The 17,536-nt window shown below is 39.3% G+C and carries 14 protein-coding genes; 13 read left to right on the top strand and 1 reads right to left on the bottom strand.

Annotated features, from left to right (window positions below; all coding sequences use genetic code 11):
- The first annotated feature begins 64 nt into the window (after nucleotides 1-64).
- From IGK01_RS13220 to IGK01_RS13195, 6 genes are all read left to right on the top strand, one after another.
- Nucleotides 65-1,309 (top strand): competence/damage-inducible protein A, encoded by a 1,245-nt coding sequence (locus tag IGK01_RS13220; protein ID WP_023520517.1) that lies wholly within the window; start codon nucleotides 65-67, stop codon nucleotides 1,307-1,309.
- 105 nt (nucleotides 1,310-1,414) lie between these two features.
- Entirely contained in the window at nucleotides 1,415-2,455 is a 1,041-nt protein-coding gene (gene recA, locus IGK01_RS13215) for a recombinase RecA (RefSeq protein ID WP_010734076.1), read from the top strand.
- Nucleotides 2,456-2,743: 288 nt separating this feature from the next.
- Nucleotides 2,744-4,300: a ribonuclease Y gene (gene rny, locus IGK01_RS13210; RefSeq protein WP_010734077.1), complete on the top strand. Its 1,557-nt coding sequence runs from the start codon at nucleotides 2,744-2,746 to the stop codon at nucleotides 4,298-4,300.
- A 552-nt stretch (nucleotides 4,301-4,852) separates the two neighbouring features.
- Nucleotides 4,853-5,509, top strand: coding sequence for a hypothetical protein (locus IGK01_RS13205; protein ID WP_438840816.1), 657 nt, complete (start codon nucleotides 4,853-4,855; stop codon nucleotides 5,507-5,509).
- 527 nt (nucleotides 5,510-6,036) lie between these two features.
- Complete coding sequence (locus tag IGK01_RS13200; protein WP_010734080.1) at nucleotides 6,037-6,777, top strand: hypothetical protein; 741 nt, start codon at nucleotides 6,037-6,039, stop codon at nucleotides 6,775-6,777.
- Between the two features lie 8 nt (nucleotides 6,778-6,785).
- A complete protein-coding gene (locus IGK01_RS13195; protein ID WP_034691573.1) occupies nucleotides 6,786-7,139 on the top strand; it encodes a hypothetical protein in 354 nt (117 codons plus the stop codon).
- A gap of 132 nt (nucleotides 7,140-7,271) precedes the next feature.
- Here the strand turns inward: IGK01_RS13195 and proC are convergent, their stop codons facing one another.
- On the bottom strand, nucleotides 7,272-8,066 hold the full coding sequence (gene proC / locus IGK01_RS13190; protein ID WP_010734082.1) for a pyrroline-5-carboxylate reductase: 795 nt from the start codon (nucleotides 8,064-8,066) through the stop codon (nucleotides 7,272-7,274).
- 349 nt (nucleotides 8,067-8,415) lie between these two features.
- Between proC and mprF the strand changes: the two genes are divergently transcribed.
- The 7 genes from mprF to glmU all read left to right on the top strand — a co-directional run bounded on the left by mprF (nucleotide 8,416) and on the right by glmU (nucleotide 17,448).
- Nucleotides 8,416-10,986 carry a bifunctional lysylphosphatidylglycerol flippase/synthetase MprF gene (gene mprF / locus IGK01_RS13185; RefSeq protein ID WP_010734083.1) on the top strand — a complete coding sequence of 857 codons (2,571 nt, stop codon included), beginning with the start codon at nucleotides 8,416-8,418 and terminating at the stop codon, nucleotides 10,984-10,986.
- Between the two features lie 112 nt (nucleotides 10,987-11,098).
- Entirely contained in the window at nucleotides 11,099-11,947 is an 849-nt protein-coding gene (gene ispE / locus IGK01_RS13180; protein ID WP_438840815.1) for a 4-(cytidine 5'-diphospho)-2-C-methyl-D-erythritol kinase, read from the top strand.
- Nucleotides 11,948-12,481: 534 nt separating this feature from the next.
- Nucleotides 12,482-13,432: a metal ABC transporter substrate-binding protein gene (locus IGK01_RS13175; RefSeq protein ID WP_226077026.1), complete on the top strand. Its 951-nt coding sequence runs from the start codon at nucleotides 12,482-12,484 to the stop codon at nucleotides 13,430-13,432.
- Between the two features lie 18 nt (nucleotides 13,433-13,450).
- The gene (locus tag IGK01_RS13170; protein ID WP_010734086.1) at nucleotides 13,451-14,131 is read left to right on the top strand and encodes a metal ABC transporter ATP-binding protein; all 681 of its coding nucleotides are present in this window, start codon (nucleotides 13,451-13,453) and stop codon (nucleotides 14,129-14,131) included.
- Nucleotides 14,104-14,925, top strand: a complete 822-nt coding sequence (locus IGK01_RS13165; protein WP_019722358.1) for a metal ABC transporter permease — start codon at nucleotides 14,104-14,106, stop codon at nucleotides 14,923-14,925. The genes IGK01_RS13170 and IGK01_RS13165 overlap by 28 nt, the downstream gene beginning before the upstream one ends.
- 175 nt (nucleotides 14,926-15,100) lie before the next feature.
- On the top strand, nucleotides 15,101-15,919 hold the full coding sequence (purR, locus tag IGK01_RS13160) for a pur operon repressor (protein WP_010734088.1): 819 nt from the start codon (nucleotides 15,101-15,103) through the stop codon (nucleotides 15,917-15,919).
- 155 nt (nucleotides 15,920-16,074) lie between these two features.
- Complete coding sequence (gene glmU, locus IGK01_RS13155; protein ID WP_153830574.1) at nucleotides 16,075-17,448, top strand: bifunctional UDP-N-acetylglucosamine diphosphorylase/glucosamine-1-phosphate N-acetyltransferase GlmU; 1,374 nt, start codon at nucleotides 16,075-16,077, stop codon at nucleotides 17,446-17,448.
- The last annotated feature ends 88 nt before the right edge of the window (nucleotides 17,449-17,536 follow it).

The following is a 17,536-nucleotide window of genomic DNA, read 5'->3' as shown; positions in this document are numbered from 1 at the left end:
AGACTGATTTACAGATAAATAGAGATGTTGCAAAAGCAACCTCAACTAAAGGAAGCGATCAAATATGAAATCTGAAATCATAGCAGTAGGAACAGAATTATTACTTGGACAAGTCGTGAATACGAATGCGACATTTTTATCAGAACAGTTAGCAGATCTAGGAATCGATGTCTATTATCACACAGTTGTCGGGGATAATCCGACTCGTTTGGAGGAGTTACTCCAGTTAGCTGAATCAAGAAGTGAACTAATCATTTTATGTGGTGGATTAGGACCAACAGAAGATGATTTAACAAAAGAAGTTGTTGCAAAACACCTTGATAGAAAACTGATCCAAAATACAGAAGGTTACAAGAAACTGTTGGCATTTTTCGAAACGACAAAAAGAAAAATGACGGATAACAATTTACAACAGTCCCAAATCATTGAAGGTGGCACACCATTACCTAATCGAACTGGCTTAGCGTTAGGCACGTTTTATCAAACGAAAAGCAATGCCTATCTTTTACTTCCTGGGCCACCGAGTGAGTTGAAGCCGATGTTTGTAGAACAAGTACGCCCCTTGTTAGAACAACAATTCCCTTCAGAAGAAAAACTGATCTCAAAAGTGTTGCGCTTCTATGGCATTGGTGAATCACAATTAGTAACCGATCTAAAAGACTTGATTGCTACACAAATCAATCCCACGATTGCTCCTTATGCCAAACCAAATGAAGTCACACTGAGATTGACCGTCAAAACGTCAGACATCCATGCAGGGAATCAAGCGTTGCACGCACTAGAAGAAAAAATCCAAGCCCGTGTCGGTGAATATTTTTATGGCTATGGGGATGACTATTCGTTGCCACAAGCCGTCGTGGATCTACTGAAAGAACAGGGGAAGACAGTCACAGCAGTTGAGAGTTTGACAGCCGGAGGCTTTCAATCCGCACTAGGAGCGATTCCTGGCGTCTCTCAAGTCTTTTCTGGTGGTTTTGTGACTTATTCAGCAGAGACCAAAGCAAAGCTCTTAGGCATCGATCCAGACCTGTTAGAGCAGTTTGGCACAGTCAGTAAAGAATGCGCCGAACAAATGGCGATTCGAGCACGCCAACTCGTTGGTACAGATTATGCCGTAGCGTTTACTGGCGTAGCGGGACCCGACACATTAGAAGGACATCCTGCGGGTACAGTTTGGCTTGCCGTTGCATCAAAAGAAGGCGTAGAAACAAAAGAATGTCACTTCACAAGAGACCGTTCGGCAATCAGAAATAGCGCGATTATGCAAGGATTTGATCTGCTAAGAAAGCAACTATTAAGAAAAAAATAAATGCGAATATTTGTTCGGTTTTCGCTTGCTTTTTATAAATAAAAAAGATATTATAAACGTAATGAAATGTTACTTTGAGTCGTAAAAATAAGGAGGATTATCGTATTGGCAGATGATCGTAAAGCAGCCTTAGATGCTGCATTGAAAAAAATTGAAAAGAACTATGGGAAAGGTTCGATCATGAAACTGGGCGAAAAAATCGACCAACAAATCTCGACAATTCCAAGTGGTTCTCTTGCACTAGATGTTGCTTTAGGGATAGGTGGCTATCCTCGTGGACGGATCATTGAAGTCTACGGTCCAGAAAGTTCAGGTAAAACAACGGTTGCACTTCATGCAATCGCAGAAGTCCAAAAAAATGGTGGGACTGCCGCCTTTATTGATGCGGAACATGCCTTAGATCCACAATATGCCCAAAAATTAGGGGTAAATATCGATGAATTACTCCTTTCTCAACCGGATACAGGAGAACAAGGATTAGAAATCGCTGATGCTTTAGTATCAAGTGGTGCAGTAGATATTGTCGTTATCGACTCAGTAGCAGCTTTAGTACCACGTGCAGAGATCGACGGTGAGATGGGTGACTCACACGTAGGGTTACAAGCTCGTTTGATGTCTCAAGCCTTACGTAAACTGTCAGGATCGATCAACAAAACAAAAACGATCGCGATTTTCATCAACCAAATTCGTGAAAAAGTTGGCGTGATGTTCGGTAATCCAGAAATCACACCAGGAGGACGTGCGCTGAAGTTCTATGCAACGATCCGTTTGGAAGTACGTCGTGCTGAACAATTGAAACAAGGAACGGACATTGTCGGTAACCGTACAAAGATCAAAGTCGTAAAAAATAAAGTAGCGCCACCATTCAAAATCGCTGAAGTCGATGTCATGTATGGCTTAGGTATCTCTCAAGAAGGCGAGCTATTGGATATGGCAGTTGAAAAAGATATCGTTGACAAGAGTGGTGCATGGTATTCTTACAAAGAAGATCGCATTGGTCAAGGTCGTGAAAACGCGAAAATCTATATGTCAAATCATCCAGAGATGATGGCTGAAGTATCTACATTAGTGCGTGCAGCTTATGGCATCGGTGAACCAGTTGATGTACCAGAAGAAGCACAAGAAGAATTACCACTAGATGAATAAAGAAATAAGCGGATATCCGGTAGTCTAATAACTACCGGATGTTTTTTTATTTTTCTCTAGAATAAGCACAAAAAAATAAGTCATCACTCGCTCAAAACCTCCCTTTTTTGAAAAACGAGGAAGCCGTTTCTTTTCGTATTTAAAGTTGACACTACTGGAAACAAACATTAGAATAAACTTGTGCAGGTTTTTATGCACATATGCAACAGCATATTTATAGTTTAGAATAATTTATCATAGAAATTGGTAGATGATAAAAATGGAAAAGATAGTATGGAGGTGGATTTAATGGGACTCAACATTCTCCTCGCTATCATCGGTTTAATTGTCGGTCTTGGTTTAGGGTTTATGGTTGCGAAGTCACGTCATGAGAAAGAAATTGCTGGTGCAAAAACATCAGCTGCAAGTATTCTTGAAGGTGCAAAAAAAGAAGCAGAAACTCTAAAAAAAGAAGCATTGTTGGAAGCTAAGGAAGAAAATCAGAAATATCGTTCTGAAGTTGAAAGTGAGCTGAGAGAAAGTAAATTAGAGCTAAAATCTCAAGAAAATCGATTGATCCAACGCGAACAAACGTTAGATCGTAAAGATGACTCGTTAGAAAAACGAGAAAACTCACTTGAAAGTAAAGAAGAGGCACTTAGTTCAAAACAGCAATTAATTGAAGAGCGAGAAAAAGACGTTGAAAGATTGATTGAAGATCAACAAAAAGAATTAGAAAAAATTGCTGGTTTATCGAAAGAAGATGCAAGAGAAGTAATCATGAAATCAACCGAAGAAGAGTTGAATCATGAACTGACCTTGATGGTAAAAGAATCAGAACAACGTGCAAAAGAAGAAGCAGATCGCAAAGCGAAGAACTTGCTCTCATTGGCTATCCAACGTTGTGCAGCAGATCAAGTTTCTGAAACGACAGTGTCTGTCGTGACATTGCCAAATGACGAAATGAAAGGTCGTATCATCGGACGTGAAGGACGAAACATTCGGACCCTTGAGACCCTTACAGGGATCGATTTGATCATTGATGATACACCAGAAGCAGTCGTTCTTTCAGGATTTGATCCAATTCGTCGAGAAATCGCACGAATGACATTAGAAAAACTGATTCAAGATGGACGGATCCATCCAGCGCGTATTGAAGAAATGGTTGAAAAATCACGCAAAGAAATGGACGAACGGATTCGAGAATATGGAGAAGAAGCAGCCTTTGAAGTCGGCGCACATACGCTTCATCCAGATTTGATCAAGATCATGGGTCGTCTACATTTCCGAACAAGTTATGGCCAAAACGTGTTGAAACACTCGGTCGAAGTAGCGAAATTATCAGGAATCTTAGCAGCGGAGTTAGGCGAAGATATCCAATTGGCGAAACGTGCGGGATTGCTGCATGATATCGGGAAAGCATTAGACCATGAAATTGAAGGCTCACATGTTGAGATCGGTGCAGAACTAGCAGCGAAATACAAAGAGAATCCAGTTGTGATCAATGCGATCGCCTCTCACCATGGCGATGTCGAAGCGACTTCTGTTATTTCCGTCCTAGTTGCCGCTGCAGACGCATTATCAGCAGCTCGCCCAGGTGCAAGAAGCGAATCATTGGAAAACTATATCCGTCGTTTGAGAAGCCTAGAAACGATCTCAAACAGCTTTGCCGGTGTTGAATCAAGTTTTGCTGTCCAAGCCGGACGTGAAGTACGCGTCATGGTCAAACCAGAAGAAATCTCTGATTTAGACGCGGTACGCTTAGTACGCGATATCCGTAAACGCATCGAAGATGATCTGGATTACCCAGGACACATCAAAGTAATCGTGATCCGAGAGACTCGTGCAACCGATTATGCGAAATAAAAAATAGTTAAAATATAGGATGACCCAACAGATTAGATTAGTCTGTTGGGTCATTTTTTTTATTGACTTTAGTCAAAGATGTGTGTTTAGAATTATTAAAAGTAGATAAAATCGCAGAAACAGTCGAAGGTCAATACTTAAGAAAATTCCTTGATATACCACCTTCTTTTCAATAAGAGAAGATTTTAAAGGAATCAGTCGAGCGACTTCTTTCGATCGCAACAAAAGGCGAACAATGTTTGCGTCGAACAGCAGACTGGGGATTTGAAAATATTTGAGTCGTTTCGACTGATTTTGTGCTAGATGAGAAGACACATGCCTATTATTCCATTAGTAATGATGATCCGAAAGCCTATGCCTTTGTATTGAAAGAAGATGCTGAGTGTCGCATCATTATTGTAGCGGATGCTTTCCATAGAAGACCATAAATTTTATCAGGAATCCAAATGGCAGCACCCCCAGAGATTACGATTACGCATGAAACTACACACATTGTTTTAGGAACATATGATGTTGTTAAATATGGGCTAACGTCTATTGGATTTTTGCCTAGTGGTCAAACATGTGAAAGATGATTTTCTTGCACGCTACGCAGAGTATTTTGAACCTCTTAATTTTGATCAATTTGTTACAGCGGTAGCAAAAAAGCAAAATGCCCCTCAGTCATCTAAAAAAACTGTCATCAAAGCATTTCAAACAGACCCTTTATTATTTACTAAGTTCAAATTGACGGATGCTCAATTGCTTGCAACGATTATAAGAGATTTTGCCAATCAAAATAGGTTCTATAACCAACCGTGTGTCAAAAGAAAAACAAAGGCAGAGGAAATGGGAGATGGCAAGCTATTCACTGTGTTAGCAATGATGCAAACAGTTAATTTCTTTGTTTTAGAACAAACCAAAGATTTAGAAAAAAAGCAAGAATTGTCTGAAATGACGCCGACAAGATCTACTCAAATAAGAGATGAAGTAGCGAATTTTGCAAGGATCATGAGAGGGGGTGAGGATAAAAATGAGTTCCACGATAACCCCCGCGTCAAAAGAGAGATAAAAGAAGAAGGATTAGGAGATAGTAAGCTGTTTAGTGGTGCAACGACGATGCAAACAGGTGTTTTTTTAGTGATTGAACAAGCTAAACGTTTAGAAAAGAAACAAGCAGTACCAAAATGTCGACAGAAGTACCTGCTCAAACAAGAGATGGAGCGGTAGATTCTGCAAAGATCATAAGTCATGGCAAAAAGGTTAGTAAAGAGACCAACGCGACAATCACTTACCAGCAGTCTATCGTGAAGGGAAAACAGGTTAGTCTGTAAAACGAACAGTAAAGGACACTAGCCAAAAAAAATAGCATAGAGATAAAGTATAATTTTACTACTGTAAGTATCAGCTAAAATATGAAGAACAACCTCTTCGATTACTAAGACAGTAAGCATAAAAATGTGCGGTCTTATTCTCGAAGAGGTTACGGATGTTCTCGGCGTTTATTCAGTTCTAAGGTAACAGAAAAAAGTGAATTTATAAGGATTTTTATATATTATTGTTATTATTTAATTTTAAAATAACTATTTTATAGTTATTTTTCTGGTGTAAGCAAGTGATTTAGTGTTTTTTTATCAGTATTTTATTGCGTTTGTTGTGTCAATAATAAAAAAACATAAATTATTTAATGTAGGGCTTTAAATATGTGGTTTAATATTTAGAGAGATTTCTCACAAAATATTGTTGGAGGAGTATAAATGATTAAATCTAAAATCATTACCTTATCTGTCACAATCAGTACGTTAGCTAGTGTTATAGTATTTTCGGTTTTAGGAGTTAATGAGTCAGTATTTGCCTCGGAGTATCAAGAAAAAACAACGACAGAGGCTAAATCTTATCAAACGGATTTATTTAATGATGCGGTTATCACTTATAAGAATACTGCTAAGATTAATCAATTCGATGAAAACAATGAGCATATTATTCAGTTGCTAGATAGAAACAATAATGTATTGGCCGCAGAGGTTACTAATTTACAAACATTAGAAACAATGGCTGTAACAAGAACAGGTAGTGAAGTGATTGTCGAGAAAAAAGAAAAAAATAATGATGGTGAATATAGACAAATAACTGAAAAATACCCATTGATAGTCGAAAATAGTGAAAAAAATGGGTTAGATGATCTCTCAAATAATCTACTAAGGCTGAAATATACCTCATGGAATTATACGAATTTAGCTGTAGGGAAAAATATATTTGGGTCGCTAGTAAATATAGGGATTGCGTCTTTAATTACTTTTACAGCTGGTGTATTTGGTATTGCAACAATTGCAGCAGAATTTTTACTTGAGTATATGGGGGCATATGGTCTATCTAGTGGAGCAGCCATTGCATCGGCTTTAGACACTAGTGGTAATGGTTGGATTGGATTATATGTTCGAGAAGTATGGAATGACTCATGGACGGTATATCATGGAACGCAGCATCGAACGATGTGACTAACCTTATGAAGAAATACATCGTTAAATTACTAGTTATATTTTTACTTGTATTAGTCTTTATCGGCTTGGTTGAGTTTTTATTGAAAGGAAATAAATCCATACTAATATCAACCAGTGGTTTAGGCTATGTTTTTGGCGTTCCATTTTTATCCGTTAAACCGTTTAAGAATGAAACTAGGATAAGAAAAATCCAATATGTGGTTCTTCTCTTCTTGTGTTTTTACTTACCACCTAAAATAGTAAGCTCATTTGGGGTTGAAAAATTTGAGATTACACGTTTTTTGTACGCTATATTAATACTTGTAGGAATACTAATTTTATATGGGGTAATTTTGTTTACACAGCGAAACAAGAAATAATAGCAATTGTTCAATATAAACAAGCCGAAGAATCCAGAAGTAGGCACAGGCGTTTTAGGATTCTTCGGCTTGTTTTGTTTTAACAATATTAAATTTTATTTTTTTCAGTCTATCCTTGCATCGCTTCTTCGTTTACAACATTTCTTTATCTTTTTCGATTGTTTTCGTGATCCCTGTGATGATTGCAGGGATAAACCCAGCTTCTTCTAATGCGACGACACCGGCAACTGTCGTTCCGCCTGGAGAAGATACTTGATCAACTAATTCCCAAGGATTTTCATCGCTTGCTAGGAACTTTTGGCAGGAACCTAAAATCGCTTTAGCGGCAATTTCTGTTGCTGTTTTTTTAGGTAGTCCATGTAAAACACCTGCACGTCCCATTGCATCGATCAACATATAAATAAAAGCAGGGGAGCTTCCAGCCAATCCGATAAATGTACTGAAATCATCTTCTGCTAAAGGGTAGACACTACCAATCGCTTCAAAGATTTGTGTCGCTTGTGTCAACTGTTCATTTGTTGCTGCTTGGTTTTTGCAGATTGCAGAAACACCCGCGCCAACACTCACGTTGACATTGGGCATCACACGAATGATAGCAGCTTCTGGATCCAGTGCTTGTTCTAGTGTTGCAAGCGATTTTCCTGAAGCAATTGAGATAAACAACTGTTGTTTACGATGGTCGCGTAATTCATTTAACACCTGTTCGATGATTTTTGGTTTCACTGCCAAAACAACGATTTCTGCTTTTTCAGCAATCTCTTGATTGGTTTGACAAGCATTGACCCCAACTTTACCAGCAAAGCGTTGGGCATTTTCATAATGACCGCTTGAAACAAAAATATCTTCTTTAGCCACTAGATTATTTGCTAAGATACCATGAATAATTGCTTGTGCCATATTTCCTGTACCGATAAATCCGATTTTCATGTAATCCTCTCCTTTGGTTTTTAGCATAGCTTTTTTTCTCATAACCTGCAAGTCGAGAGACGAACTGATTTTGAAGAAGTCAAGGAGAGTATACATAAGGGGAGGACAGTGAGTGTGAAGCTAGTGAATGGCGGATTTTTCTGGGGGAATAAAAGCGATTAAAAAGCCAGCTCCTTCAATAGTAAGTCAAAACGTGAAAAAATATGAGGAGCTATTTTCCCACGTTCTGTCTTACTACTTGGAGCTTCACGGCTTTTTCACAACCTAATGCCCAAAGTGGAAAAATCAATGTAAATAAGATAACATGAGTGTATATGTTTAGAAAGTCTACAGGTGAGGAAGGGTGCCGGTGAAAAATAAATTACAGATAATGATCCAGTGGGTGAAAGCACATCAGTTGATTTTGAAGCTGATTTTCTTTGGATCGATCCTTGTTTTTGTGGCGAATCAAGTCGCAAACATTGCCCATGGGATGAGTTGGCAAGATGTCTGGCACACGATGGAACAACAAAGTCATGTCACGTTAGCATGGATGATATTAGCAGGTTTGATTGGTGTGATGCCGATGTTACTTTATGATTGGGTAACGATTCGAGTATTGGAAAAACAAGGCAAGCCCAAAATGAGTCGTAAAGACTTTTTGTTATCTGCATGGATCACGAATACGATCAATAACTTGGCAGGATTCGGAGGGATTGTCGGAGCAAGCTTGCGCGCCAGTTTTTATGGCAAGCACACGAATCGGAAAATGGTGTTGGCAACAGTCTCTAAGGTTGCTTTGTTTCTATTGACGGGTCTTTCTATTTGGTCATTAGTGACATTCATCAATGTCTTCTTTCTTCAAACAGATAGTGTATTTCGCAGTTATTGGATTTGGTTATTTGGTGGTAGCTTTTTGGCACCGCTTATCTTTTTGTTTGCCTATTTGAAACGTAAAACGCTATTTGTAGAATTTTATCCTAAAGGCTTACTGGGCTTGTTGCTGGCTTCCTTTGGACAATGGACCGGTGCCTTAGTGGTTTTCTTGTTGATTGGGCGCTTGATGGCTGTAGATATTTCTGTATGGTCCTTGTACCCTATGTTTATCATTGCCACATTGATTGGGATGTTGACGATGGTGCCAGGTGGTGTAGGAACATTTGATGTGCTGATGATCTTAGGAATGAGTCAACTTGGCGTGCGGCAAGATGTTGCACTTGTTTGGTTACTTTATTATCGTTTGTTCTATTATGTTCTACCATTTCTTTCAGGGATCGTTTTATTTTTGACACACACAGGTGTCAAAATCAATCGGTTTTTAGATAATATTCCCCGACTATTTTTTCAAAAAATTGCTCATTTGGTGTTAGTGTGTGCCGTTTATTTTGCGGGAATCATGATGGTCTTACTTTCAACGATCACGAATCTTTCGACTGTCAGTCGGTTGTTTCAAATACTCTTACCCTTTTCGTTTGATTTTTTAGATCAGTCATTGAATCTGCTGGTTGGGTTCTTATTGTTAGGACTAGCTAGAGCTTTAGCGATGAAAGTCAAAAAAGCATTTATTCCTACGATTGCTTTACTCGCTTTTGGCATCATCAACACTGTGATGCGAACCTTATCATGGGAATTGATTGTTGTATACCTTTTGATTTTATTAGCGGTGTGGTTATCCCGAAAAGAGTTTTATCGTGAAAAGTTCGTCTATTCTTGGGGAGCAATCATATTTGATGCGTGTTTGTTTGGCTTTTTATTTATTGTTTATGCAATCGCAGGCTATCACCGTGGAAGTTTTTGGGTAGGTGATTTAACTGCGAATCGCTTTATTCTCTTTCCATCTGAGGATGTTTGGTTTTCAGGACTGATTGGTTTAGGGATCTCATTACTTGCGTTAGTTGCATTGTACCAATATTTAGCTTCAGAGACAGGGTTTGGTGAACCTCTGGATCAAATGCGTTTAAATCGCCTTTTGACCGCCTATGGTGGAACGGCAGCTAGTCATTATCTGCACTTACCTGGATATACTTATTTTTATTATCAGGAAAATGGTCAAGATAAAGTAGTGTTTGGTTACCAAATCAAAGGGAATAAATGTTTTGTTCTTGGTGATCCGATTGGTGATCCAACGAAGATACGTACAGCTACGCATGAGTTTTTGAAAAAAGCCGATTGTTTTGGCTATGAATTAGCTTTTTATAAAGTATCCGAAAGTTATGTCGTCATGCTTCACGAAGCGGGTTTTCACTTTGCAAAAGTTGGCGAAGCAGCAATTACTGATCTTTCTTCAGATGCGCTACACTGGCGCACAAAGCAGATCGAATTACAACGTTTGACGAATGAGGGCTACCATTTTACTTGGTATGACCAATTACCTGAAGAGTTGCTCGAACCGATCCAAGAAGTTTCTCAAAAATGGTTGGATGGTTCTCGTGAGAAGCATTTCTCTGTTGGTTATTTTGAGAAAGATTATCTCTTGATGAGTGGTATTGGTATTGTTCGGAAAGAGCAGAAAATCGTTGGGTTTATTACATCTCAACCAATCAATGACCGCCAAGCGGGGTATGATTTATTGCGGTATCTGCCGAACCAGCCGAATAGTCTAGGTGATTACTTACTTGCAAATCTATTGGATGTCTATCGCAAAAATGGGTATGCAGAAGCAAATCTGGGACTGGCTCCACTTGCAAATGTCGGAGAAACTGATTTCTCGTTCTTACAAGAAAAAGTGATGAGGATCATCTTTAATTACGGGAATTTCTTTTACTCATTCCAATTAGCTTACGAAGAAAAACAAAGGTATGTTACTCATTGGGAAGGCCGTTATTTTGCATATATGAAAGGAAGTAGTTTTACTTTAGCCACATGGCAGCTTTTCTTATTGATTGGCAAAGGGAAAGAAAAAGGAACAAGTCTAGCAGAAGAAGTTCTGACAGAATTGTAAAAATGATTGTAAAGCTGTGAGGAAAGTGTTTACGCATGTTGGTGGAAGCTATACTTTTATTTTCCCCTATGATAGAATACTTTCGACTTAGACTTTTCGAATGGGTGAGAGGATGGAATTGATTGAAAAAGCACCAGCGAAGATAAACTTAGGGTTGGATGTGTTATATAAAAGACCAGATGGGTATCATGAGTTGAAAATGGTGATGTCAAGTGTAGATTTAGCTGATCACTTGTTCTTTGAAGAGCTATCGGAAGATCGGATCATTGTTGAAACGAATAAAGCATTTTTACCGGTAGATCAGCGTAACAATGTGTATCAAGCAGCTTTGTTGTTGAAAAAGAAATATCAAATCAAAAAAGGCGTAAAAATCGTTGTGAAAAAAAATATTCCTGTCGCTGCTGGCCTAGGTGGTGGAAGTACAGATTGTGCTGCCGCGTTGCGAGGGATCAATCGGTTATGGGAGTTAGGCTGTAGCTTAGAAGAACTAGCAGAGATCGGCTTGGAAGTGGGGACAGATGTTCCTTACTGTGTTTATGGCCAAACAGCTTACGTAGGCGGAAAGGGAGAAATCGTCCAATTGTTGCCAGCGATGCCCTCTTGCTGGATTATCTTGGTAAAACCTAAAATGAGTGTTTCGACACGAACTGTTTTTCGAGAAATCGATACGCAAAAAATCCAACATCAAGATATTCCTGGGTTGGCTGATGCGCTTCGACAACAAGATTATCAAAAAATGTTGACGAAAATGGGGAATAGTCTTGAAGATGTGACAGGAAAACGCCATCCGGTCATTCATCAAATTAAAGAGCGAATGATCAAATATGGTGCAGACGCGGCCCTGATGAGCGGTAGTGGACCAACTGTTTTTGCCCTTTGTCAACACTATTCCAGAGCACAACGCGTCTACAACGGATTAAAAGGTTTTTGTGAGGAAGTTTATCTTGTCAGAACGCTATAAACGTATGAAAGAGACACGATGTCATGACGGAAGCAGTCAGATTCGAAAAATAAGCGGTAAAAGAGGTCGGAATAGAAGTGTTTAGCCTCGAGAAATAAGGCGCCATCCACGAAAATTGTTTTTTAAATTTTTGTGGATGGCGCCTTATTTTCGAAGAGGTTACTTCTGTTTCTGCCGTTTATTCAGTTTTAGGAGATGTGAGAGGACTAATATTCCAGACATCTTTCCCGCTGATTTCGTTTTAGAAGATGAAGGATCGTTACCTTCTTTTTTGTTATCAATCTCAACCATTCGTTCATTGTTCTCGGGACATAAAATAATAGTGTGGAACAGCCACTTTTTGACCAAAGTTGAAAGAAAACAATTACGTTCGTTGTTGATATGACGGGCAATTCATTTGTTTTCCGATTTACATGGTAAGTTTGCATTTAAATCAGAAAATCAGGTTAAACTATTGACTGTTTTTTTTTTATTTGGTACATTAATCCTCGTTGATAAATCGTAATATTACGATTTGTTTTGAAAGGAGCATATATGAAGAAATATTTATTAGCCGCATCTTTAGCAATAGGAGCTTTCCTATTTACAGCGTGTGGACAGACAACCCAAGAATCGGCACAAGATGAGTTGAACGTTGTCGCAACGTTTTACCCGATGTATGAATTTACGAAAGAAGTCGTTGGTGATACTGGGAAGGTCGAATTATTGATCCCCGCAGGAACGGAACCCCATGATTTTGAGCCAAGTGCCAAACAAAGTGCAACCATTGCGGATGCAGATGTTTTTGTTTATAACAGCTCAGATATGGAATTTTTTGTTGACTCATTGAAAGATACGGTCGATACCGATCGAACGTTGATGATCGAAGCCGCTAAGGGAATTGAACGTCTAGAGTCACAAGAAGAGCATGAAGAAGAGCATGAAGAAGAGCACGAAGAATCAGAAGGACATCAGCATGATCATGCCTATGACCCTCATGTTTGGTTAGATCCAACATTAGCGATCCAAGAAGTACAGACGATTGCTACAGAGCTCGGCAAGAAATATCCAGATAAGAAAGATACATTTGACCAAAATGCCGCAGCTTATATCAAAAAATTAGAAGCATTGGATCAGAACTATACAGAAGCATTAAAAGGTGCAACCAATCGAACATTTGTGACGCAACATGCTGCCTTTGCTTATTTAGCAAATCGCTACGACCTAAAACAAGTAGCCATCTCAGGAGTTTCACCGGATCAAGAGCCGACGCCTAGTCGATTGGCTGAATTGAAAGATTTTGTCGATCAAAATAAAATCGAAGTTATCTATTTTGAAGAAAATGCGTCATCTAAAGTAGCAGAGACATTATCAAAGGAAACAGGTGTAAAACTTGAAGTACTTAATCCTCTTGAGAGTTTGACGAATGAACAAATCAAAGCGGGTGAAACCTACATTTCTACCATGGAGAAAAACCTAGAGGCATTAAAAGAAAGCATAAAGTAAAGGAAGGGAGTCCTCTATGTGCGTTATATAGAAATAGCTGATCTTACTTTCTATTATGATGAAGAACCTGTGTTAGAAGGTGTTTCTTATCATGTAGATGCCGGTGAATTTGTGATTTTGACTGGTGAAAACGGGGCGGCAAAATCTACATTGATCAAAGCTTCTTTGGGGTTATTGAAACCCTCTAAAGGGACCATCAAAATTGCAGGAAAAAATCAGGACGGAGACAAATTAAGTATCGGGTACATTCCCCAACAAGTTTCTTCCTTTAATGCGGGTTTTCCTAGTACAGTCTTAGAATTAGTACGTTCTGGCAGATATCCGAGAGGTCGTTGGTTCAAACGGTTAAGCGAAAAAGACCATGAGCATGTCAAGCGTGCCTTAGAATCTGTTGGTATGTGGGATATGCGTCATCGTCGGATCGGTGAGCTGTCTGGTGGTCAAAAGCAACGAATCAGTTTAGCACGTATTTTTGCGACTGATCCAGATTTATTTGTACTTGATGAACCAACTACTGGAATGGATGAAGAATCACGAAATGAATTTTATCGTTTGTTGCGCCATAGCGCACACGACCATGGGAAAGCTGTATTGATGATCACTCATGATCACGAAGACATCAAACAATATGCGGATCGACAAATCCGTTTAGTGAGAAAGGAGGATTCTCAATGGCGTTGCTTTCATATGAATTCATGAGGCGGGCATTTCTTGCTGCGATCTTTATTGCAGGAATCGCACCAATGTTAGGAGTATTCTTAGTGATACGTCGGCAATCGTTGATGGCAGATACACTGTCTCATGTTTCTTTAGCAGGGGTAGCCTTAGGATTTTTCCTCAATCTCAATCCAACGATGACCACAATGGTGGTAGTCGTTATCGCTGCAATCATTTTAGAATACCTACGTTCGATGTATCGTACGTATTCAGAGATTTCCATTGCGATCTTAATGGCAGGAGGACTTGCGCTTGCATTAGTTTTGATGAATTTGAGTGGGGGTAATTCTGCCACGAGCATCCAATCTTATTTATTTGGATCGATTGTGACGATCACTTGGCCACAAGTTCTATTCCTAGGTATTTTGTTTGCAGTAATCGGTCTTTTGTTTTTCTTATTCAAACGTCCGATGTACGTGTTAACCTTTGATGAAGACACCGCTCATGTCGATGGGCTGCCAGTTCGTTGGATGTCAATGATGTTCAATATCATTACTGGGGTAGCAATCGCTGTCATGATCCCGATAGCAGGCGCGTTGCTGATTTCTGCTATTATGGTTTTACCAGCAGCAATCGGGATGCGTTTAGGGAAAAGCTTCAATATTGTTATATTGATCAGTATCATCGTTGGTTTTATTGGTATGCTTTCTGGGTTAACTAGTTCGTTCTACTTGGATACACCGCCAGGGGCAACTATCACATTAGTATTTATCTTTTTATTCTTATTAGTCAACTTGAGTAAACGTATTTTATTAGGAATTAGAAGGAAAAAATAGACCACTATTTTTAAAACAGGTAGTTATTTTAGACAAACAAATGTCTTAAATAGTTACCTGTTTTTTTATAAATACCGAACTATTTTCTTAATTTTGGATAAAATGCTCGAATTTTCCCGAAAAAACTTATATAATGAAACACGATAAAATTTGTTGGAAAAAGGAGTTGGAATTTTTGAAAGTACGTCGCAGTGAGCGTCTTGTCGATATGACACAGTATTTATTAGATCATCCGCATGAATTGATTTCATTAACAAGCTTTGCCGAACGTTATGAATCTGCTAAATCTTCGATCAGTGAAGATTTGGGAATCATCAAAAAAACATTTAAAGAAAGAGGTTACGGAACGCTTGAAACAATCCCTGGTGCAGCCGGAGGTGTTCTATTCATTCCGGAGATTTCCTACGAAGAAGCAAAGAAATATGTTGAATCGCTAGCTGAGCGCTTGTCTGAACAAGACCGTTTACTCCCTGGAGGCTATGTTTACTTATCTGATCTATTAGGAGAACCTGAGCTATTACGTCAAGTAGGGAAAATCATTGCCTCAAAATATTTAGGAGAAAAAATCGATGCTGTAATGACTGTAGCCACAAAAGGGGTGCCAATCGCTCAAGCCGTTTCCTATTACTTGAACGCACCGTTTGTCATCGTTCGTCGTGACTCTAAGATTACAGAAGGTTCTACAGTGAGTGTGAACTATGTTTCAGGTTCATCTGAACGGATCGAAAAAATGGAACTATCAAAAAGAAGTTTGAAACGTGGTTCTCGCGTGCTTGTCGTCGATGACTTTATGAAAGGCGGCGGAACAGTGAACGGAATGAAGAGCTTGATTGAAGAATTTGAATCTGAGCTTGTCGGTATCACTGTGTTTGCGGAGTCAAAATTCAACGGACATCGCGCAATCAATGACTACACGTCGCTACTTTACGTCAAAGATGTGGATACAAAAACGAAAAATATCACTGTAGTACCAGGCAACTATTTCGAAGAATAAAACAACGAACATAGCGGTGCTATGGAAAAAGAAGAGGCGATGGATGATGTCTCTTCTTTTTTTGCGTCCTGGTTGCTAAAATGAACGTTTAGTTGAAAAAAAAGAGCGACTGGGCTAAACTAAAAATAATAAATCGTAATTTAGGAGTGACACATTTGGATGCACGTTATGCAATCATATTAGCCGCGGGTAAAGGTACTCGCATGAAATCAAAACTATACAAGGTCCTACACCCTGTTTCTGGGAAACCGATGGTCGAACACATCATCAACCGTGTAAGTGAGACAAACCCTGATCAAATCGTGACGATCGTTGGTCACGGTGCAGAGAAAGTCAAAGCTCAGCTAGGCGAACGTAGCGAGTATGCGTTACAAGCGGAACAACTTGGGACGGGTCATGCGGTACTACAAGCAGCCTCATTTTTAGCAGGTAAGGAAGGCACGACGTTAGTCATCAGTGGTGACACCCCTTTATTGACAACTGAGACGTTGAACAACTTGTTTGAATACCATCAAGGGAAAAATGCAAGTGCTACGATTTTGACTGCACAAGCAGAAGATCCGACAGGTTATGGCAGAATCATTCGTGACCATGTAGGAATCGTTGAAAAAATCGTTGAGCAAAAAGACGCTTCGCCAGAAGAAGCGTTAGTTCAAGAAATCAATACAGGAACTTACTGTTTCGATAACAAAGCGTTATTTGAAGCGTTGAATAAAGTAGGAACAGACAATGCACAAGGCGAGTATTATTTAACAGACATCGTTGAGATCCTAAAAGATGCTGGAAATCCAGTTGCTGCGTATCAGACGGAAGATTTCGATGAGTGTATGGGTGTCAATGATCGTATGGCACTAGCAAAAGCAAACGAGTTGATGCGCCAAAGAATCAACAAAAAACATATGGTCAATGGCGTTAGCTTGGTTGATCCTGCAACTACGTATATTGATGCAGATGTTGTGATTGGTTCAGATACAGTGATCGAAGCGGGCGTTCAGATCCAAGGAGAAACAGAAATTGGTGAAGATTGTTTTATTGGTGCACATTCACGTATTGTTGATAGCAAGATCGGTGACCAAGTAGTCATCGAAAACTCAGTGATCGAACACAGTGTGGTCAAAAGTAAAGCAGATGTAGGACCGTATGCCCATTTACGTCCAAAAGCAGAAATTGCAGAAGGCGTCCATATCGGCAACTTTGTAGAAGTGAAAAATGCAAAAATAGGCAAAAACACAAAAGTTGGTCACTTGACGTATGTCGGGGATGCAACACTAGGTGAAGAAATCAATGTGGGGTGTGGTGTCGTCTTTGTCAATTATGACGGAAAAGCAAAACATCATACAACAGTCGGTGACCATAGTTTCATTGGGTCAAATGCGAATCTTGTGGCGCCAGTAGACGTGGCAGAGAATACATGTATCGCTGCTGGTTCGACGATCACTAACGATGTTCCTGAACATGCGATGGCAATCGCACGCGCTAGACAAGTCAATAAAGAAGGATACGCGAAGAAACTCCCATATTCAAATTGATACTTTTTGCAAAATCACTTGATTTATTCGGCAAATATGACTAGTATTTATTAGGTAGTAGAGTTGTGAAAAAGAAAGCGGAGGTCCT

Origin of the sequence: Enterococcus sp. AZ080, assembly GCF_051714945.1 — a bacterium.
In the GTDB taxonomy this organism is placed as follows: domain Bacteria; phylum Bacillota; class Bacilli; order Lactobacillales; family Enterococcaceae; genus Enterococcus_B; species Enterococcus_B pernyi.
This window is presented reverse-complemented; position numbering and strand designations above follow the sequence as displayed.